Raw genomic sequence first — 20,131 nt, forward strand, 5'->3', positions numbered from 1 at the left:
CTTTAATAATATAATAATTTTAACACGTTTTCTATTTTTTTAGAAATGGAAGTTTAGTATTTTGGATTTCTTTTTGGATTTCATTTCCACGATTGCTTATATTTTCAATGTTTTTCTGAATTTGTTCGATATTAGGGTTAATATCAGCTTTAAATTCATTTATCATTGTTTTTACTTCTTCACTTAAAGATTGAATAGCAATTTGGCTTTCATCTTTTGTTTTTAATACATAATTTTTAATCTCAACTGCATTGTCTTTAATTTCATTTAATTGGATTTTAGATCCATCAGTAGTTGATTTTAGATCTGTCTTTAATGTATCACCTGAACGATCTGTATTTAATATTGCTGTTGTAAAACCAGTAACTAGTCCTACACCAACACCAATAGCTAATCTTGAAAATTTCATAATAATCCTCCTTGATTTCTCTTACTTAAATATATACCCTATAAGCTTAAATATATGCAATGAATTATAATTGCTGTTGAATACTTTTTGCTATTTCTGCTTTTTTATCCTCATCGATTCGGTCTTCATTTGTATTCCAAATATAACCGAAACCATCTATATCTTCTTTGTATCTCGGGATTAAATGGAAGTGAATATGAAAAACAGATTGAGAAGCATATTCTCCATTATTTTGAATGATATTTAAACCGTCTGGATTGAAAGCTTTTTTAATAGCGTTAGCGACAATAGGTAGTGCTTCTGCTATATGTTTCATCGTTTCAGGATCGGTTTCGTAAATATTAGGTGATGCTTTTTTTGGTATGAGAAGTGTGTGACCTTTAGAAACTTGAGATATATCTAAGAAGGCATATACATAATCATTTTCATAAATTTTGTAAGAAGGAATTTCTCCGTCGATAATTTTGCTAAATACTGTTTCTGACATAATATCATCTCCTATGTAAATATTAACTTTATTATATCATGCAAGCAGTATCATCTTACAGTAAAGATATTATTTAATGAATGTATCAATAGGAACATGCTACAATATACTTTGGAGGTGTATTCACGTGACAATTAAAGTGAACAATTTAACAGGTGGATATGGTAAAAAAGCAGTTATCCATGATATCTCATTCGAATGTAAACCAAATGAAGTTGTCGGATTAATAGGATTAAATGGTGCTGGGAAGAGTACAACTATTAAACATATATTAGGTTTATTAACACCACAACAAGGTGAGATGTCCATAAATAATATAGATATAAAAGAAGATATAGAAGTATATAGAAGAAATCTTACATATATACCTGAAAGTCCTGTTTTATATGATGAATTAACATTAGAAGAACATATATATATGACGGCAATGGCTTACGGGATAGATAAGGAAACAGCACTTGAAAAAGCGATGCCTTTATTAAAAAGGTTAAGACTTGAGAATGAATTAAAAGTATTTCCAATACATTTTTCAAAAGGTATGAAACAAAAAGTAATGATCGTGTGTGCATTTCTAGTAGAACCAAAACAATATATTATAGATGAACCATTTTTAGGACTAGACCCACTCGGTATTCAAACGATGTTAGATTTAATAGTAGAAAGACGGAATCAAGGTTCTTCAGTCTTGATGTCGACACATATACTGGCAACTGCTGAAAGATACTGTGATCGTTTTATTATATTGCATCAAGGCAAACTGATTGCTATGGGAAATTTAGATGAGTTAAGAAAAGAAACGGGTCTAACAAACGCAACATTGGACGATATTTATATACATTTAACGCAAGGTGACAATTATGAATGATGCTAAAAGTTTATTTAACATTAGACAAAAAGAAGAAGTTATAGAGAAACTTAAATATAATAAATTTATTTTTAATGGTCATTTTTTAATCTTTATTACAATAATGCTTGGAGCATTTGCGTTAGGCTATAGTAATTGGCTGAAAGATATTCCACAAAATATAAATTATCATTTAATTATTTCTATTATATTGTCTGTTTGTTCAATTTTTCCATTACGTACTATGTTCCGAGAAGCTGATAAGTTATATTTATTACCATTTGAAAAACATTTATCAGTATATATAAAAAAAGCGATAACTTATAGCTATTTAAACAGACTTTATTTGCCGGTTGTTATTCTTGTGATAGGACTGCCGTTATTTTATAAATTAATGGTTAATGATTTTTATTTATACATCACACTTATAATTTTGAGCTTTATATTTCCATTGTTTGGCTTAGTTATAAAATGGTTCTGGTTAAAATACGGACTAGAAATGTGGAGTGTTAACATCGTTCTATTCATTATTTACGCAAGTGGTTATTACACGACATTGAAAGTAGGGTTGATGTCTAGTATATTGACCATCGTAATGTTAATTGCGTTAGTAATATTAATGGAGATAATGAATAGAGATACATTTTATCAATGGGAGACATTGATATCCATCGAGCATAATCATAAAATGAATTATTACAAATTCGTAAATATGTTTACTGATGTGAAAGTGTTAAATGAAAGAACAGTCAGAAGAAGGTATTTAGATATATTCTTAAAAGTACCAGCTTCAAAAAAATTCAACCAAGATTATATGTATAAATTTTTGTTTATAAGAAGTTTTGCAAGAGGTAAAGACGCATTCTTTATCGTTTTGAGATTTTTAATTATCGGTTTATTACTTATTTGGTGGATAGATCAATCGGTGATTTCTGCAATACTCGGAGCATTAATAATGTACTTACTCATCTTACAACTCTCTCAATTCTATAAACAACAAGCTTATGGATTATGGCCACAAGTTTGGCCAGTAAGTGAACATCAAGTAATAAAGGGATATCATCAATTTTTAATAAATATGATGATAATACTCGCTGTCATTTTATCAATTATATATATTGTTAAATTCCCAACAGCAATTTACTTTGTTATTTTATTCTTTATAGTAGGTTGGTTAACAATCGATTCATCTATTAAAAAGATTAAAAAACATCAAGAATTATTAAGAGACTAATAATAAGAGGCTGAGACAATTAATTAATTTGTCTCAGCCTCATTGTATGTTATTTATACTTCTTTTTCTTCTTCATCTTCGTCAGGTCTATACCAATACTTTGTATAATTAGCTGTTGAATATTGTTCTGCACCAGAGAATTTTCTTGTAGCATCTCTTGAGAAATATTCTGCAAAAAATGATGATTTAGTAAAATCTTCATATAGTTCATTTGAATCAAAACCAACTATAATCATGTAAGTATCGCCTTTTCTAGGCTTAAGCAATCTAAATGATTCAAAACCTTCAAAGTCATCAAACTGTCCATCGATATCTACGTAATGATTTTCAAATCGATGTTGCATTTCATCTGATACAGGAATGTAGCTAACTGCTAAAAATTCATGATTTATAAATTGCCCCTTTGATTCTAAGATTCGATATTCTCTTGGTTGCGCGAAAACTGTTTCACCAGTTGTTTCATGAATAAGCACCGTCGTATCTTGTCTAGTATAATGATGGATGTCTTCCTCTGGATATTTCTTTAAAATATTTTGAAGAAAATGATACGTACCAGTTGTTATATAACATTTCATAATTACAAACCTCCTATATCTCTTTATTTTGATTATAAACATGTAAGCGCTAAAATCAACCTATACATCAAATCTTTTGTATAATTTATGACTTTTTCTACACATAGATGTCTTTATAATAGAATATGTTAAAATAGATTGTAATGATTATAATGAGGTGAAAGAAATGAGTGTACCGTTTAACGACACAATTTTAAAAGCAGCAAAAGGTGAAAGTACAACTCATACTCCAGTTTGGTTTATGAGGCAAGCAGGTCGTTCACAACCTGAATATAGAAAAATTAAAGAAAAATATTCATTATTTGAAATTACGCATCAACCTGAACTTTGTGCTTATGTAACAAAGTTGCCTGTAGATCAGTATAATACAGATGCTGCAATTTTATATAAAGATATTATGACACCTTTAACAGGAATCGGAGTAGATGTAGAAATTAAATCTGGAATTGGTCCAGTTATACATAATCCAATAAAAGATATCACTGATATTAATAAATTAAGTCAAATAAACCCTGAAGAAGATGTGAAGTATGTTTTAGATACCATCAAAATTTTAACTGAAGAACAACTTAATGTACCTTTAATTGGGTTTACAGGAGCGCCATTCACATTAGCGAGCTATATGATTGAAGGTGGACCATCTAAAAATTACAATAAAACTAAAGCGTTTATGTATAAACAACCAGAAGCTTGGTTTAAACTGATGGATACACTTGCTGATATGGCGATACGCTATACGCATGCTCAAATTGATGCTGGTTGTAAAATGATACAAGTATTTGATTCTTGGGTCGGCGCATTAAATGCTGAAGATTACCATTACTTTATTAGACCATCAATGAATAAAATATTTACAGCTATAAAAGAAAAAAATGTACCAGTAACAACATTTGGTGTTGGGGCTAGTCATTTAATTGAAGAATGGAATCAATTGCCAGTTGATGTGATCGGTTTAGATTGGCGATTACAAATTAAAGAAGCACGTGAAAAAGGTATCACTAAAACTTTACAAGGAAACTTGGACCCAGCATTATTGTTAACTCCATGGGAAGTAATTGAACAACGATTAATTCAAATTTTGAATCAAGGTTTAGAAAATCATAATTATATATTTAACCTTGGACACGGTGTGTTCCCTGAAGTTCAACCAGATACTTTAAGAAGAGTAGCTCAATTCGTACATGACTATTCAGCAAAATATAAATCACAAATGTAGTTGATAAATAAACAGCATTAATTTTACTTAAAGGGAGTATAGAAAATGAATAAAAAAGTCGGTCTTTTAGTTATGGCATATGGTACACCATATAAAGAAAGTGATATAGTGCCATACTATACGCATATTAGACATGGTCATAAACCATCTGAAGAACAAATTGAAGATTTAAAAGGACGTTACAAAGCTATCGGTGGGATTTCTCCACTAGCTGGAACAACTGAAAAACAAGCTGAAAGTTTGTTAGGTGCATTAAATGACACTTATGAAAATGTTGAGTTTAAAATGTATATTGGTCTAAAACATATTCGTCCATTTATTGAAGATGCAGTTGAACAAATGCATAATGATGGCATTGAAGAAGCGGTTACAATCGTTTTAGCACCACATTATTCTAATTTCTCAGTAGGTAGCTATAATAAGCGTGCCAAAGAAGAAGCGGATAAATACGGTATAAACTTGCATCATGTTGAACAATTTTATAATGAACCAGCATTTATTTCATACTGGACAACAATGATAAATGACACTTTACAAATGATTCCTGAAGAAAATCATGATGAAACAGTTCTAATAGTATCGGCGCATAGTTTACCTGAGAAAATTAAAAAAGCTAATGATCCTTATCCAGAACAATTAGAAGAAACAGCTAAAATATTAGCTGAAAAATCAAATATTAAACATGTTTCTGTAGGGTGGCAATCAGAAGGACAAACTGGGGAACCTTGGTTAGGACCAGATGTTCAAGATTTAACTAGAGAGCTATACAATAAACATGGATATAAACATTTTATATATACGCCTGTAGGATTTGTATGTGAACATTTAGAAGTACTATATGATAATGACTATGAATGTAAAGTTGTTTGTGATGAATTAGGTGTGAATTATCATAGACCACCAATGCCAAACATTGATCCTAAATTTATCGAAGCAATGGTATCGGCAATTAAGAAAAAATTCTAATTCGAACAATCGAATAAGAAAGAAGTGTTAAGCATGACAAAACGTATCGCAATAATAGGGGCAGGTATAACAGGGTTATCTGCTGCCCATTATTTGAAAAAAGAACAACCAGATGTTGAAATCGACGTATATGAACAATCAGATAGAGTGGGCGGTAAAATTAAAACTTATCGTGAAAATGGTTATACAATTGAATTAGGGCCTGAATCTTATTTAGGTAGAAAAAGAATTATGACTGAATTAGCTGAAGAAATAGGTATAGCTGATGATCTAGTTACAAATAAAACAGGACAATCATATATTTATAGCCATAATAAACTTTATCCAATACCAGGCGGTTCAATTATGGGTATACCAACAGAAATTAAGCCATTCTTAAAAACGAAACTCATTTCGCCTGTAGCTAAATTAAGAGCCGGAATGGATTACTTTTTACCTGTAAAACCAATGAATACTGATATATCTATTGGCCATTTCTTTAGACAACGTTTAGGAAATGAAGTGTTAGAAAATTTAATCGAACCTCTTATGGCCGGCATTTATGGAGCGAATATTGATAAATTAAGCTTAAAAACGACTTTTCCTCATTTTAAAGAGCAAGAAGAAGAGGAAGGTAGTTTAATTAAAGGTATGATTGCTCAAAAATCTAAAAATAATGCTAATAAAAAAGTGACTGTTAAACCTAAAGGTCAATTTAAACAATTTAAACACGGTCTAGAATCTTTCATGATTACTCTGCGAAATGATTTAGAAAGTAAAGGAGTAAACATTCATTTAAATTCACAAGTACAAAATTTAAATGAAGAAAATGCTAAATCAATTTTAACAATTAATGGTGAAAACCATGAATATGATGGTGTGATTGTTACAGTTCCACATCAACATTTTGTTAAATGGTTTGAAGATGACCTTAAGCTAGATTATTTCAATTATATGCCTTCAACGAGTGTTGCAACTGTAGTTATGGCGTTTGATAAAGAACAAGTAGTTAATGATAAAGACGGTACAGGTTTCGTTATTGCTAGAACGAGCGATACTGCAATTACTGCATGTACATGGACTAATAAAAAATGGCCACATACAACGCCGGAAGGTAAAGTATTATTAAGAGCTTACGTAGGTAAACCAGGTTCTAATATCATTCATCATAAAGATGAAGAACAATTGAAACAAGTTGCTTTAAATGATTTAAATAAAATAATGACTATCAACGGTGAACCAGAATTTTCAATAGTAACAAAATTACCTTATAGTATGCCTCAATATGAAGTAGGGCATATTGATCGAATAAGAGATATACAGCAACATATAGAAAAGAACTATAATAATTTAATTATTACTGGAGCTTCATTTGATGCAGTAGGACTTCCTGATTGTGTACAGATGGCTAAAGATGCAAGTGACAAAATGATAGAGTATTTGAAGTAAATAGTAGGAAACAGGACAGAAATTCTAATGTAGCATTAGAATTTCTGTTTTTTTGATGGAGAGGTATGACAAGCAATGTTGGAGGACTGAATATTGCAAGATAGGTATGACAAGCAATATTGGGAGTCTGAACATTGCAAGAGAGGTATGACTAGCAACATTGGAGGACTGAACATTGCAAGATAGGCGTGACTAGCAATGTTGGAGGCCTGAACATTGCAATACAGGTGCGACTAGCAATATTGGAGGACTGAACATTGCAAGATAGGTGTGACTAGCAATGTTGGAGGCCTGAATATTGCAAGATAGGTGTGACTAGCAACATTGGAGGCTTGAACATTGCAAGATAGGTGTGACTAGCAATATTGGAGGACTGAACATTGCAAGATAGGTGTGACAAGCAACATTGGAGACTTGAACATTGCAAGATAGGTGTGACTAGCAATGTTGGGAGCCTGAACATTGCTAGAGAGGTATGACAAGCAATGTTGGATACTTATAAGTTGCAAGACTATCCAACAAGCAACATAGCTTTTAGTATTAATCATTTTGCATTAAAAATGATATTTCATGTGCCATATCTTTTAGATAACTTATAATTTCTTTCTTTTTCTTATCGTTTATTCTAAATTCAGGTGCAGCAACGGAGAGTCCTCCAATTAAATTCTTTTTAATCATTATAGGAACACCTATACCGATTGCTCCAACATCAACTTCTGAATATGAAATAGCATAACCATCTTTTTTTATTTCTTTTAAATCTTCTTTAAGTTTCTCGTGATTATTTTCTTCGCTTAATTTTATTAAATCATTTCTATAGTTCTCTTCAGCAAAAGCGATAAGTACTTTAGAAGATGCGCCATAATATGGTAAAAATACTTCATTCTTATTAAATGAGAATCTCAAGTTTCTATTACTTTCTACAGTATCCAATACTAATACATGATTTCCTCTTAATGTTGTTAAAATGATTGTTTCTCCAAGTTGATTTACTGCTTCTTCTAATAAAGGTCTTGTTAGTTTAGTTAATTTTGAATAATGCGGATAAACAGGTTCATATAATGCTTGAATTACCCAACCAGGCTTGTATAAACCATCACCAAGTGATTCGATAATACCTTGGCTAATATGTGTCTTTATAATTCGATAAACTGTACTTTGAGGAATATTGAGTTCTTGCATTATATACTTTATGTGTAAAGAATGATTTTTATTGATAAAAAGTCTTAAAATTTCATTGGATTTAATGATTGTTTTAATGTCATTCATAATATCACCTTTCTCACATTGTAAGAATTTCGATTTGTTTATTTAATTATAATACCATAAAATACATATAAAAATATAACAAAGGGGGCGTGTTAAATGTTAATAGCTTTAGTTATTACATTAACAGTTGTGTTATCGGGTTTGTTTATATTTTCTCTTATTATGGGAAAACGGCATCAAAGTATCGATGATTGGAATGTAGGAGGTAGATCACTTCCTATATATGTTCAAATAGGAACACAATTTGCAACAGTTATGGGAGGCGCAGTAATAGTAGGTTTAGTTGGTACGGCTTACACGTATGGATGGGCTTCTTTAACTTACGGATTACTAACTGCAATAGGATTTTTACCATATATATTCATGGCTAAATGGCTTAGGAATAGTGAATTTGAATCTTTACCTGATGCACTTAGTGCTATTTTTGGGAAAAATAAAGTATTTATGATATTAGTAATTATTGCTACTTTAATTGTTCCTTTTGGTTGGATGATAACTCAACTTGTAGGTTTCGGGAAAATTTTTTCAAAAATAACAGGATTTGAACCTAGTACAGTTGTCATTATATTTGCTTTAATCAGTTTAGCATTTGTATTACCAGCTGGTATGACAACAGTTGCTTGGACTGATTTTATTTTTGGGTGTTTTATGATAGTAGGTGCTATTATTGCTGTCGTTGTTGCGCTACAAATGGGTGGAAGTTGGTCAGAAATTACATCTAATCATGAACCTAAGTACACTGAGTTACCTAAAGGATTATTTGGTATAGGTGGAACGATGATTATATTTTGGATATTTGGTGTAATGCCAGGTAACTTGACGAATCAACAAATTTTTCAAAGAATTTACGCAGCAGATAATGCTAAAAATGCAAAAATTTCTATAATTGCAACTGCAGTACTGTTTGCTTTAGCCTCAGCATGGTCTTCGATTATGGGAATTACAATCAGTCATTTAAATCCAGGAATGTCTAATCCTGAAGATGCAACTGGTTGGTTTCTAACCCAAACTCCTGCTTGGTTTACAGTAGTATTTTCAACATTTATAGTTGCTACAATTATGTCAACATTGTCTAGTGCGATTCAGTCAGTCGTTGTTACTTTGTCTAAAGATATTTATGTGAATTATTTAAATCCGAGTACAACAAGAAGCCAACAAGTTAAGGTTTCTAGAGTAATTGCAGTGACTGTTTTAATCATTGCAGTTAGTTTATCTATTTTAGTTCCACAAGCATTGGGATGGATAGTTGCATCATTTGCTTATTCAGTTTCAGCATTAATTATTCCAGTCATTTTTGGATTTATTTTCAAAGACACAAAATGGATAAATACTTATGGTGGTATCAGTTCGATTATTGGTGGAATAGTTGGTTCCGCGGTAGCACATACAATTGGAACAACATTGCCTTATGTATTTTATGGAATTTGCTTATCGATAATTTGTTTATTTGCTGTAAGTTATTTAACAAAAGAGAAAGCGGAGGTAATTGAAAATGACATTTGATTTAGTTATTAGAGGGAATTATGTACAAGACGGTGTTCAACAAGGTGATATTGGTATTAAAGATAGCAAAATCGTTAAAATAGGTGAATATGGAACGTTTCAAGCAAATCAAATTTTTGAATATAAAGATGAAATTATATTCCCTGGTTTTATAGATTCTCATGTTCATTGTTACTCTAATCCAGATGAAGGTATGAATAGGGCTACAAGAGCTGCAGCTCAGGGGGGCATAACAACTATTATTGATATGCCGTATGATAGACCAGAACCAATCGATACAGTTGAAAAGTTTAAAAATAAAATTGAAGATGTTAATGAAAATGCTGTTGTTGATGTCGCATTGTGGGCTACAGTAGCAAAAAATAAAGGTATAGATAATATCCAGAATATGATAGATGCGGGTGCAATTGCATTTAAATTATCTACTTTCGAAACTGATCCAAAGAGGTTCCCTAGAATACCAGACCATCAAATAATAGATATTATGAAATTAACTTCGGAAAATGATATCTTAGTAGCTTTTCATGCTGAGAATGAAGACATTATTAATCATCTGGTAAATAAGTATAATTCTGAAGATAAAACAGATGCAATTTATCATAATCTTAGTAGACCACCAGAATCAGAATCATCAGCAGTAGCTACTTTGTTAGAATTAGCAAAATGGAGTAATGCCAAATTACATCTTGTTCATATTAGTCACCCGCATACGGTAGATTTAATAGAAACTATGAAAAGTAAATTCGATATTAATGTAACGTATGAAACATGTTATCAATATCTTACGCTAGATACTGATACATTAGAAAAATATGGTGTATTAGCTAAATGTAATCCAGCCCTACGTACACCAACAGAAGTGAGTAAATTAAATAAACAATTACAAAGTGGTCAAATAGATTTCATTACATCTGACCATGCACCTTGGGTTAAAGACCAATCTGAAAAAAATATATTTAATGCGCCATCTGGTCTTACTGGATTGGATATTATGATTCCTATAATATTTGATTTTCTCGTTTTACAAAATGGTATGACTGAACAACAATTCTCTAATTTATTCTCGGCTAATATTGCTGATAGATATAATCTAATCAGCAAAGGAAGAATTCGAGAAGGATTAGATGCAGATTTTACTATTATTAACCCAAATAAATCTTGGAAACTAGATAAAGATTACTATGAATCCATTTCCAATCAATCTGTATTTAACGATAGTATGGTAAATGCACAAATAGTAGATACGATCGTAAGAGGTCAATTAGTTTATCATGATCAAGAAGTTACAAATAAAACTATTGGTAAATTCATTTCTGGACTTAAAGGAGTGAACTGATTTGCAAATTAATGATAAAAGGTTAGAGAGTTTATTTGATGAAATAAAACAATTTAACGATACACATGGAAAAGGATATACACGTCGTGTATTTAGCTATACAGAAGAGCAAACTTTATCTTGGTTTGAAAAATTATTAAAAAAAAATGATTTATATTCACATACTGATGAAGTAGGTAATGTGTTTGGACAATATGGAGAAGGTAAAAATCCGATTTTAATAGGGTCTCATTTAGATACAGTACAAAACGGCGGACTATATGATGGAGCACTAGGTGTCTTAAGCGGATTAGAAGTTTTATTAACGTTAAAAGAAAACAAAATTAAACTTAATCATCCAATCATGCTTGTAGCTTTTAGAGGGGAAGAGGCGAATATACTAGGTGGAACATTTGGTAGTAGAGTCTTTGCTGGTATATTTGATGATAAGAACGAAGATCTAGAGAAAGTGGGTTTAAGTAAAGAAGCAGTAGAAAAAACTCGAAACCAGCAAAACTATCAAAGCTATATTGAATTGCATATAGAACAAGGTGAAGTCTTAGAAAATGAAAATTTAGATATTGGCATAGTAACAAGTATTGCAGGATTAAGAAGGTATCATATTGAAGTTGAGGGGAGAAGCGGTCATTCTGGGACCACGCCTATGCATTTAAGACAAGACGCATTAAAACTTGCAACATTAGAACTTCAAAAAATATTTAATTTCTCAGAAACACTAGATGATCAATCCGTATTAACAGTTGGAAAACTTAATATATATCCAAATCAAGCGAATGTGATACCTAATAAAGTAGAACTATTTGTTGAAATAAGAAGTGATGCAGAAGAGAAACTCGATCAATACGAAGAAACATTATTAAATATAATAACATCAAAAAAGGAAATAGTAGTAAAGAAGCATACAACAAAATTAGATAAACAAAATATAATAAAACTAAGTGAAGTAACAAAGAAATTAGGATATACGTCTCAACAAATGGCAAGTGGCGCCAATCACGATGCAAACTCAGTCAGTGCAATAATGCCGGCTTCGATGATCTTCATACCAAGTAAGGACGGTATTAGCCATCACCCAGACGAATACAGCAGTAAAGAACAAATAGTAAAAGGAAGTAATGTATTGCTTAATTATATTTTGGAAACATAAGAAATAAAATAACCATCTAGCTTCTAAGAATAATGAAGTTAGATGGTTTTTATGTACTATAAGAATTAATAATAGAAAATTAAACAAACATAAATTGAAGAAAGTGCCAACCAACAATAATTGAGCACTGAACATTGTAGAAGATAAACAATTATATACATTCAAGTATGGAAAAGTTGTTTTATCCCATTTTTTCATTGGAAAATCATGTATGAACTACACTTTTAAAGATAAAAATAGGGGTGATTTGAATGAGTATTTTTCCCTTTAGTGACAATTGTCACATAGATGTTAAAAGTTCAAATTTTTTATTAAGAAAAGTAAAGAAATAGCATTGACGTTATCTATATTTCTATATATAATTAAGAAGTTCTCAATTAGAGGCCCCTTGGTCAAGCGGTTAAGACACCGCCCTTTCACGGCGGTAACACGGGTTCGAGTCCCGTAGGGGTCACCATTTTTTATAAAAAACAATTAATATTTTCTTGACATAATATTAATAAATGTGTTATATTAAAAAGGTAGCCAAATTACTTAATATTAACGCGGGATGGAGCAGTTCGGTAGCTCGTCGGGCTCATAACCCGAAGGTCGGTGGTTCAAATCCGCCTCCCGCAATACTTTTTAAAGATGGTCCCGTGGTGTAGCGGTTAACATGCCTGCCTGTCACGCAGGAGATCGCGGGTTCGATTCCCGTCGGGACCGCCATTTTTATTTTGGCTCAGTAGCTCAGTCGGTAGAGCAAAGGACTGAAAATCCTTGTGTCGGCGGTTCGATTCCGTCCTGAGCCATACTTTTTAACAAGTATGGCGATTGTGGCGAAGTGGTTAACGCATCGGATTGTGGTTCCGACATTCGTGGGTTCGATTCCCATCAGTCGCCCCATTTAAATTTAATATTAAGCGGGTGTAGTTTAGTGGTAAAACCTCAGCCTTCCAAGCTGATGTTGTCGGTTCGATTCCGATCACCCGCTCCATTATTATTCCACAGTAGCTCAGTGGTAGAGCTATCGGCTGTTAACCGATCGGTCGTAGGTTCGAGTCCTACCTGTGGAGCCATATAGGCCCCTTGGTCAAGCGGTTAAGACACCGCCCTTTCACGGCGGTAACACGGGTTCGAGTCCCGTAGGGGTCATATAATCAGAGGTGAAATATCGCTTCTGATTTTTTTGTTTGTGGAGAGTTGTCCGAGCTGGCCGAAGGAGCACGCCTGGAAAGTGTGTAGGCGCCACAAGCGTCTCGAGGGTTCGAATCCCTCACTCTCCGTTTGTACCTTAATAATCAACTCATCCAAGACGTTGGTATTAAAGTGTTTTCTTGCACTAGGTAAGTAAACGTGAATGAGCAAGTGTCAAATAGGTGTTAAGAGATTAATCTCTTACACGTTGACCTTGCTCTTTTTTTATTGTCTTATTTTAAGCAATAAATTGTGGTAACAGTAGCTAAAGTATAGCTTGTTAAATTGGTGATTTATTAATATTTTTCGCAAATACGTCAATAGGACAGGAATTATATCAATTAGCTTTGTTTTTGTTAAAAATAATCACATTAGATATATTAGTCTAATTTGGTTTGTGGTTAATATTGGGAACATATTATTTCTAATACCATTAATAATGTTTTTGTTATTTTTTGTAATTTAATAAATAGGGAGATTCAAAGATAATTAGTATTTTTAAATAGTAAATTTTATCTAAAATAATTCATATAGTACAATTTACCTTATAATATTAATCACCTAAATAATAAGGTTTGTTAATAAAATTATATTAGAATTACAAACCTATATTTTATTATATGATTGTTCGAACTTATTGTTTCTTTTTTTAATTGTGTAGAACTGGAATATATGGTATTAATAAGATTAGAGTTAAAATAATACACTAAGATGATTCGTATATTTTATATACACTGGAGGAAGTAATGAAATTAGCGTGGTTAATTGATACAACAACTTATATTGATCAAAATATTGACGAGAAAGATTTATTTGTAGTTTCTTTATCAACAATTATAGAAGACAAACCATATAAAGATACAGAGTTTGAAAGTTCAAAATCATGTTTCGATATGTTAAAGGAAAATGGTAATGGAGCAAAAACGGCTCAACCTACACCTCAAGATTTTATTGAAACTTATCAGCAAATTGAAGATGAGGGATATACGCATGTTATTGCGATTCACCCTTCAAGTAGTTTATCGGGTACTTATGCTTCATCACTTTCAAATTCAAAAAATTTTCCTATGGAGATCCATGTTGTCGATAGCGGTACAGGGAGTTTTCCTCAGAAAGAATTAGTTGAATATGGGAGAAAGCTATATAATGAGAATAAATCATTTGATGAGATAGTGAATAAGTTAGAAAGTGTAAAAGAAACAAGTGAATTATATTTATTACCAAGAAACCTACAGCAATTGAAAAATAGTGGTAGAGTATCTAATGGCAAATATTTATTGAGTAGCTTACTTCACATTAAACTTTTATTGAAATTAGAGCATGGAACGATAGATTTAGAACTTAAATCTAGAGGAATGAAGAAAATTGAAGCTTATTTAATTGCTCGTATGAAAGAGGCAATTGATAAGGGGATTACAAGTATTGGTGTACTACATGCTGGTAATGAAGAAGAGGCACATATTTGGAAAGAACGTATTTTAACATTGAATAGTAATATAAATGTATATGTTGAACCATTAGTACCTGTTGCTTCTGTTCATACTGGTTATGGAACGATTGGTATTGGTTGGATTAATACAACTGAATGAAATCGTTTTAAAAACTGAGAATCTATTTCTCAGTTTTTTTTTATTTATAAAAAATTTATAAAAAAAGCTTGTCATATGCTTATAAACGTACTAATATGGATAAATCTGATTAAAATAATAAGGTTAAAGGAGTTGTGTTTGATGAAGAAGTATCCTTTAGCGATATGGATATTAAGTCTTGGTGCGTTTGCAATAGGTATGACAGAGTTTGTAATCATGGGATTGCTACCAAATATTGCAAGAGACTTGAATGTAACTGTGTCTGATGCTGGGCAACTGATTACAGGTTATGCACTTAGTGTTGCCATTGGAGGACCGATTATAGTTCTTGCTACATATAAGCTACCAAGAAAAAATTTACTCGTTTTATTAATGGGAATCTTTATAGTAGGTAATGGAATAGGCGGAATAGCTCCAAACTATGAGTTATTAATGTTAAGTAGAATTGTTGCGGCGCTAGCACATGGATCTTTCTTTGGTATAGGTTCTATTTTAGCAGCAAGCATGGTGCCACCTCATAAAAGAGCTAGTGCTATGGCGCTAATGTTTATGGGCTTAACAATGAGTAATATTATAGGCGTACCATTCGGAACTTTTGTTGGTCAAATATTTGGTTGGAAAATGACCTTTATAATTATAAGTATATTAGGTCTACTAACATTAATAGGAATTATTAAATATGTACCGAATCAAAAAGATACTCAACCTATTTCTATTAAAAATGAATTAAATGTATTAAAAGACGTTAAATTATGGTTAACTCTTGGTGTAACATTATTTGGGTTTAGTAGTGTATTTGCATATTTTACTTATATTTCTCAAATTTTAATTAATGTTTCACATATAGATGAGCGATGGATTTCATTTGTTCTTATAATATTTGGTGTAGGTGTCACTTTAGGTAATATAATTGGTGGTAAACTAGCAGATTGGAATTTAAATAGAGCACTAAACATTATTTTTATTGTTTTTCCTATTTATATTTTTATGATGTACTTTATTCAAAATTATAGCCTGTTAATGGTTGTTGGTATCTTTATATTTGGACTTATAGGATTTAGTATGAGTCCTTCTCTTCAATTTAAGAGTATGGTCATTTCAAAAGATGCGCCAATGTTAGCAAGTACAATGAATCAATCTGCATTTAATATTGGTAATGCACTAGGTGCTTTTATAGGTGGAATAGTAGTTAGCCAATTAGAAGTTAAAGATCTAGCATTAGTAGCACCATTTTTAACTATCATTGGACTAGTGTTCTTAATGTTAGAACGTATCGTTACAAAAAGAAGAATGCAACAAAATACTTCAGCATAACCAAGAACTAATAATATAAATCCCGACATAATTTAAACTTTGTCGGGATTTTATATTATGCATAAAGCATTTTTTATGTTCTATTATGAATTTATCGTTATAATAAATAATGATATAAGGAGGTCCAAATATGAAACATTGGATTGAACAACGCGTAATTGAATCACCAAATAAAGTAGCAATCAAACAAGATGATATTGAAATAACATATCAACAACTATTCAAAGAGTCAAAAGTATATGCGTCGTATTTAAAACAACTTAATTTAAATAGGGTGGCATTTTATATAAAGAATGATATCCATCATGTATCTTTGATTATTGGAGCTTGGCTAGCGAATGTTGAGATTGTGATGATTAACACTAAATTGACATCAAGAGAAATAGAACAACAATTAGATAGTGTTAATGTACAAACAGTATTGACTTATAATTCACTTGATATTAAACAAAAGAATATAAATATAAGTGACATAAATCATATAAATAAACATAATTTAGAATCTCAATTTAAAATGGATAATATTGCTACGATAATGTTTACGTCAGGGACAACTGGACCTGCTAAAGCTGTACCTCAAACTTTTTCGAATCATTATTATAGTGCTATTGGCTGTAAAGAAAGCCTTGGTTATGATTCATTAACGAAATGGCTATCAGTGCTACCTATTTATCATATATCTGGTTTAAGTGTGCTTATACGTAGTTTAATTGAAGGTTTCACAGTAGTATTAGAAGCTAAGTTTAATATTGACCGTGTTATGCATTTGATTAAGCATGAAGGTATTACACATATTTCACTCGTTCCTCAGACATTGCAATGGTTGATTAAAGAGGAATTAAAAGAACCCTATAATTTGGAGAAAATACTGTTAGGTGGAGCAAAATTATCAGAATCTATGATCAATAAATCACTTGAATACAATTTACCAATTTATAATTCATTTGGTATGACAGAAACATGTTCGCAGTTTGTAACTGCAAGTCCAGAAATGTTACGTGATGAACCAAGTACGGTTGGTAAAATACCTTCAAATGTAAAACTTAAAATTTTAAATAAGAATGCTGATGGGCACGGTGAGATAGCTGTTTCAGGTGGTAATGTTATGAATGGTTATTTAACAACTAATAGTAATACTACGACATTTATAGATGGATACTTCAAGACTGGTGATATTGGATCTATAGATGAAAATGGATACGTATATATTTATGATAGAAGAAAAGACTTAATTATTAGTGGAGGAGAAAATATATATCCTTTTGAAATAGAACATATCATGTTAAATCATCCGCAGATTAATACATGTGTTGCGGTTCCTGTTGAAGATGAAAAGTGGGGACAAGTACCTGCTTTAGTATATGAAGGTGAAAGTAAAATAGAAATTAATGAATTTAAGATTTTGTTGAATGAATATTTAGCCAAATATAAACACCCAAAATATTTTTATAAAATGGATGAAATACCAAGAACTTCAACCGGTAAACTTTCAAGGCATAAAGTGAAAGAGTGGATAACCCATGAGTAAAAATACGATGAATTTTTATTTATTTAAAGCTCCGTTCAGAGTATCTATCAAAACACCTTTAATTGAAATGGAAGAACGTGAAGTATTGATTGTTGAATGGGTTGATAGTAATGGACAGAAATACTATGGAGAGTGTAATGCCTTTAGCACGGATTGGTATCATTTTGAAACGATAGATTCTGTAAAAAAAGAATTAACTAATTGGTTTGAAAGACATGTTTATGATCAAATAAATAGTTATAAACTAAGTTGTCAATTAATAGATGAACTAAATGACTTTCCGAACGCTCGAAGTGTAATGTCTATGATTTTTTATCAGAAGTTCCATGATTTATATGAATTTGATATAGCATATGGTGCTACTGTAAATCATGATATTGAAAAATACTTTAATCAATATCATGGTGAATTACCTTCAAGAATTAAAATAAAATGGCACAATGGAATTCGAAAAGATATTGCATTTTTAGAACAATATTATCCTCAAATTAAAAGAGCTATTGATGCAAACGGAGTATTAGAAGAAAGTAATATTTCTTTATTAAACACATTTAAAGATCAAGACTTTATTTATATAGAGCAGCCATTTAGTCATTTTGATTTATATAAGGAATATCGTAAATCATTAACGTTACCTATATTTATTGATGAGTCAGCTTTGAATTTAGAACAAATTAATAAATTTAATAAATCTGAACTTATAGATGGGGTTGTTATTAAACCTTCCCGAATAGGAGGGATAGATAAATCTCTAGAAATAATCGATTATTGTAAAAAGAATAAATTGAAATTTGTAATAGGTGGTATGTATGAATTTGGTTTAAGTAGTTATTTCACCGCATATTTAGCTCAGCATAGTGATTATCCAAGTGATGTGACACCAAGTGATTATTATTTCATGGATGATATCGTTAAGGATAGTGCTGAAATAAAGAACAATAAAATTAAATATTTACCACCAAAAGTAGATACAGATAAACTTATAAAATAAAGAAGTGGGATCGTAATCTAATTTTAAAAAAGATTACGATCCCACTATGGTTGACTAAGGTTGAGACAATTAATGTGTATGGTCTTTTTTTGGTGGAACTGGATCATATCCTCCTGCATGGAATGGATGACATTTTAATATTCTTTTCGTACCTAACCATGTTCCTTTTAATGCACCATATTCAGAAATTGCTTCTACAGCATAATTAGAGCATGTTGGTTCAAATCTGCATGTAGGTGGAGTTAATGGTGATATATAGTTTTGGTATAGACGGATTAATTTAATGAATAACTTTTTCATATCAATTCTCCTATTTATAATTATTTTCTGTTAAATTTTTGTATGGTTTAACTTTAGTATTATTAAACTTATAAAATTGTGTTGTTTGTTTCATATGAATATTTATTGTTTCGTTCTTTATTTTTCCTGTAGCGACAATATTAAAAGTTAATTTTTTAGGTAATGTTTTGTCTTCTTGGAAAGTTAAATTGAATTTACCTTTTTTAATTTTTAAATCATTAATATTACTTAATGATTCTTGATCGATTAAAGGAGATTGGCTATAACCTAATTGATATAAATATTTCATTACGCTGTCAGTACCTTCATATGAAAGGGTATTGTCTTTAATCGTCACATCATCTTCAATCGGTTTTAATAAACTTTGGTTAAATGTAGTTAAATCAAACCAGTCTTGACCAATTTTTTGATAATAATCAATTTCAGCATTTTGTGCATGATAATTTAAGTATTTAGTCTTTGGTGAAGATTTGATTTCATTTGAATCTATAAAGATACTTTTGTCACGTGTTTTGAATTCCTTAGTATTACTAGATTGTTCTACATTAAATGAAAGTTTATCGTGATGATTTGTACGGCCATATGAATTTTGTTTTAACTTTGTCTTTCTATCTTGAAAATCTACAGTTGTTTCATTTTTAGATTTTATAGAATGGGTATCGACATCTTTAATGTTTTTTTGAAATGCTTCAATAGCTTCACTGCTATTTTTAAAATTATTTTGACCTTGTTGACTACAACTTGCTAGAATAAGAGTAATTGTTAATATCAAGGACGTTAAGGTTAATTTTTTCAATATTTTCTACCTTCCTAATAAAA

18 protein-coding genes and 9 tRNA genes are annotated in these 20,131 nt (G+C 31.0%); 21 read left to right on the forward strand and 6 right to left on the reverse strand.

The features are described 5' to 3' along the window. Nucleotides 1–31 precede the first annotated feature (31 nt). Nucleotides 32–409, reverse strand: coding sequence for a YtxH domain-containing protein (locus LQ609_RS08475; RefSeq protein ID WP_078357616.1), 378 nt, complete (start codon nt 407–409; stop codon nt 32–34). A 64-nt stretch (nt 410–473) separates the two neighbouring features. Then, a complete protein-coding gene (locus LQ609_RS08480) occupies nt 474–896 on the reverse strand; it encodes an HIT family protein (RefSeq protein ID WP_078357615.1) in 423 nt (140 codons plus the stop codon). A gap of 127 nt (nt 897–1,023) precedes the next feature. Between LQ609_RS08480 and LQ609_RS08485 the strand changes: the two genes are divergently transcribed. After that, complete coding sequence (locus LQ609_RS08485) at nt 1,024–1,761, forward strand: ABC transporter ATP-binding protein (RefSeq protein ID WP_107509872.1); 738 nt, start codon at nt 1,024–1,026, stop codon at nt 1,759–1,761. Then, nucleotides 1,754–2,974 carry an ABC transporter permease EcsB gene (gene ecsB, locus LQ609_RS08490; RefSeq protein WP_239734581.1) on the forward strand — a complete coding sequence of 407 codons (1,221 nt, stop codon included), beginning with the start codon at nt 1,754–1,756 and terminating at the stop codon, nt 2,972–2,974. The genes LQ609_RS08485 and ecsB overlap by 8 nt, the downstream gene beginning before the upstream one ends. 53 nt (nt 2,975–3,027) lie before the next feature. Here the strand turns inward: ecsB and LQ609_RS08495 are convergent, their stop codons facing one another. Continuing rightward, nucleotides 3,028–3,549: an antibiotic biosynthesis monooxygenase family protein gene (locus LQ609_RS08495; protein WP_078357612.1), complete on the reverse strand. Its 522-nt coding sequence runs from the start codon at nt 3,547–3,549 to the stop codon at nt 3,028–3,030. Nucleotides 3,550–3,715: 166 nt separating this feature from the next. On the opposite strand from LQ609_RS08495, the gene hemE reads away from it, so the two are divergent. Genes hemE through hemY form a run of 3 tightly spaced genes read left to right on the forward strand, consistent with a single transcriptional unit; the run spans nt 3,716 to nt 7,159 of the window. Further along, complete coding sequence (gene hemE / locus LQ609_RS08500; RefSeq protein WP_239734582.1) at nt 3,716–4,765, forward strand: uroporphyrinogen decarboxylase; 1,050 nt, start codon at nt 3,716–3,718, stop codon at nt 4,763–4,765. Nucleotides 4,766–4,810: 45 nt separating this feature from the next. Further along, nucleotides 4,811–5,731 (forward strand): ferrochelatase, encoded by a 921-nt coding sequence (hemH, locus tag LQ609_RS08505; RefSeq protein ID WP_107509870.1) that lies wholly within the window; start codon nt 4,811–4,813, stop codon nt 5,729–5,731. Nucleotides 5,732–5,764: 33 nt separating this feature from the next. Continuing rightward, entirely contained in the window at nt 5,765–7,159 is a 1,395-nt protein-coding gene (gene hemY / locus LQ609_RS08510) for a protoporphyrinogen oxidase (RefSeq protein ID WP_239734583.1), read from the forward strand. 540 nt (nt 7,160–7,699) lie between these two features. On the opposite strand, the gene LQ609_RS08515 is transcribed toward hemY, so the two are convergent. Further along, entirely contained in the window at nt 7,700–8,428 is a 729-nt protein-coding gene (locus tag LQ609_RS08515) for an IclR family transcriptional regulator (protein WP_239734584.1), read from the reverse strand. 96 nt (nt 8,429–8,524) lie between these two features. Between LQ609_RS08515 and LQ609_RS08520 the strand changes: the two genes are divergently transcribed. The 16 genes from LQ609_RS08520 to menC all read left to right on the forward strand — a co-directional run bounded on the left by LQ609_RS08520 (nt 8,525) and on the right by menC (nt 19,012). Next, nucleotides 8,525–9,931, forward strand: coding sequence for a sodium:solute symporter family protein (locus LQ609_RS08520; RefSeq protein WP_239734585.1), 1,407 nt, complete (start codon nt 8,525–8,527; stop codon nt 9,929–9,931). Further along, nucleotides 9,921–11,267, forward strand: a complete 1,347-nt coding sequence (locus LQ609_RS08525) for a dihydroorotase (RefSeq protein WP_239734586.1) — start codon at nt 9,921–9,923, stop codon at nt 11,265–11,267. Before LQ609_RS08520 ends, LQ609_RS08525 begins: the two co-directional genes overlap by 11 nt. Before the next feature lies 1 nt (nt 11,268). Beyond that, nucleotides 11,269–12,414 carry a M20 family metallo-hydrolase gene (locus LQ609_RS08530; protein ID WP_239734587.1) on the forward strand — a complete coding sequence of 382 codons (1,146 nt, stop codon included), beginning with the start codon at nt 11,269–11,271 and terminating at the stop codon, nt 12,412–12,414. 382 nt (nt 12,415–12,796) lie between these two features. Beyond that, nucleotides 12,797–12,871, forward strand: a tRNA-Glu gene (locus LQ609_RS08535). Nucleotides 12,872–12,958: 87 nt separating this feature from the next. Next, nucleotides 12,959–13,032: transfer RNA gene (locus LQ609_RS08540), tRNA-Met, on the forward strand. A 14-nt stretch (nt 13,033–13,046) separates the two neighbouring features. Further along, nucleotides 13,047–13,122 (forward strand) — tRNA-Asp (locus tag LQ609_RS08545). Nucleotides 13,123–13,132: 10 nt separating this feature from the next. Further along, a tRNA-Phe gene (locus LQ609_RS08550) sits at nt 13,133–13,205 on the forward strand. An 18-nt stretch (nt 13,206–13,223) separates the two neighbouring features. Continuing rightward, nucleotides 13,224–13,299 (forward strand) — tRNA-His (locus LQ609_RS08555). A gap of 17 nt (nt 13,300–13,316) precedes the next feature. Then, nucleotides 13,317–13,390: transfer RNA gene (locus LQ609_RS08560), tRNA-Gly, on the forward strand. A gap of 7 nt (nt 13,391–13,397) precedes the next feature. Beyond that, nucleotides 13,398–13,472 (forward strand) — tRNA-Asn (locus LQ609_RS08565). Between the two features lie 4 nt (nt 13,473–13,476). Continuing rightward, nucleotides 13,477–13,548, forward strand: a tRNA-Glu gene (locus tag LQ609_RS08570). Between the two features lie 42 nt (nt 13,549–13,590). After that, a tRNA-Ser gene (locus LQ609_RS08575) sits at nt 13,591–13,679 on the forward strand. Between the two features lie 657 nt (nt 13,680–14,336). After that, nucleotides 14,337–15,179, forward strand: coding sequence for a DegV family protein (locus tag LQ609_RS08580; protein ID WP_239734588.1), 843 nt, complete (start codon nt 14,337–14,339; stop codon nt 15,177–15,179). A gap of 141 nt (nt 15,180–15,320) precedes the next feature. Beyond that, nucleotides 15,321–16,493 (forward strand): MFS transporter, encoded by a 1,173-nt coding sequence (locus LQ609_RS08585; protein ID WP_078357607.1) that lies wholly within the window; start codon nt 15,321–15,323, stop codon nt 16,491–16,493. A 130-nt stretch (nt 16,494–16,623) separates the two neighbouring features. Beyond that, nucleotides 16,624–18,021: an o-succinylbenzoate--CoA ligase gene (gene menE, locus LQ609_RS08590; protein WP_078357606.1), complete on the forward strand. Its 1,398-nt coding sequence runs from the start codon at nt 16,624–16,626 to the stop codon at nt 18,019–18,021. Further along, the gene (gene menC, locus LQ609_RS08595; protein ID WP_208143722.1) at nt 18,014–19,012 is read left to right on the forward strand and encodes an o-succinylbenzoate synthase; all 999 of its coding nucleotides are present in this window, start codon (nt 18,014–18,016) and stop codon (nt 19,010–19,012) included. The genes menE and menC overlap by 8 nt, the downstream gene beginning before the upstream one ends. 69 nt (nt 19,013–19,081) lie before the next feature. On the opposite strand, the gene yidD is transcribed toward menC, so the two are convergent. Beyond that, on the reverse strand, nt 19,082–19,312 hold the full coding sequence (yidD, locus tag LQ609_RS08600) for a membrane protein insertion efficiency factor YidD (protein WP_078357604.1): 231 nt from the start codon (nt 19,310–19,312) through the stop codon (nt 19,082–19,084). A 10-nt stretch (nt 19,313–19,322) separates the two neighbouring features. Continuing rightward, the gene (locus LQ609_RS08605) at nt 19,323–20,108 is read right to left on the reverse strand and encodes a hypothetical protein (protein WP_078357603.1); all 786 of its coding nucleotides are present in this window, start codon (nt 20,106–20,108) and stop codon (nt 19,323–19,325) included. Nucleotides 20,109–20,131 lie beyond the last annotated feature (23 nt).

It is taken from the genome of Mammaliicoccus sp. G-M28, from assembly GCF_022386595.1.
GTDB classification, from domain to species: Bacteria; Bacillota; Bacilli; order Staphylococcales; family Staphylococcaceae; genus Mammaliicoccus; species Mammaliicoccus fleurettii.

Bases quoted from the DNA above. Each gene is read 5' to 3' on its own strand.
- LQ609_RS08495 (WP_078357612.1), bottom strand. From the start codon at position 3,549: ATGAAATGTTATATAACAACTGGTACGTATCATTTTCTTCAAAATATT.
- yidD (WP_078357604.1), bottom strand. From the start codon at position 19,312: ATGAAAAAGTTATTCATTAAATTAATCCGTCTATACCAAAACTATATA.
- hemY (WP_239734583.1), top strand. From the start codon at position 5,765: ATGACAAAACGTATCGCAATAATAGGGGCAGGTATAACAGGGTTATCT.
- hemH (WP_107509870.1), top strand. From the start codon at position 4,811: ATGAATAAAAAAGTCGGTCTTTTAGTTATGGCATATGGTACACCATAT.
- LQ609_RS08585 (WP_078357607.1), top strand. From the start codon at position 15,321: ATGAAGAAGTATCCTTTAGCGATATGGATATTAAGTCTTGGTGCGTTT.
- LQ609_RS08525 (WP_239734586.1), top strand. From the start codon at position 9,921: ATGACATTTGATTTAGTTATTAGAGGGAATTATGTACAAGACGGTGTT.
- menC (WP_208143722.1), top strand. From the start codon at position 18,014: ATGAGTAAAAATACGATGAATTTTTATTTATTTAAAGCTCCGTTCAGA.
- ecsB (WP_239734581.1), top strand. From the start codon at position 1,754: ATGAATGATGCTAAAAGTTTATTTAACATTAGACAAAAAGAAGAAGTT.
- LQ609_RS08515 (WP_239734584.1), bottom strand. From the start codon at position 8,428: ATGAATGACATTAAAACAATCATTAAATCCAATGAAATTTTAAGACTT.
- menE (WP_078357606.1), top strand. From the start codon at position 16,624: ATGAAACATTGGATTGAACAACGCGTAATTGAATCACCAAATAAAGTA.
- LQ609_RS08480 (WP_078357615.1), bottom strand. From the start codon at position 896: ATGTCAGAAACAGTATTTAGCAAAATTATCGACGGAGAAATTCCTTCT.
- hemE (WP_239734582.1), top strand. From the start codon at position 3,716: ATGAGTGTACCGTTTAACGACACAATTTTAAAAGCAGCAAAAGGTGAA.
- LQ609_RS08580 (WP_239734588.1), top strand. From the start codon at position 14,337: ATGAAATTAGCGTGGTTAATTGATACAACAACTTATATTGATCAAAAT.
- LQ609_RS08475 (WP_078357616.1), bottom strand. From the start codon at position 409: ATGAAATTTTCAAGATTAGCTATTGGTGTTGGTGTAGGACTAGTTACT.
- LQ609_RS08520 (WP_239734585.1), top strand. From the start codon at position 8,525: ATGTTAATAGCTTTAGTTATTACATTAACAGTTGTGTTATCGGGTTTG.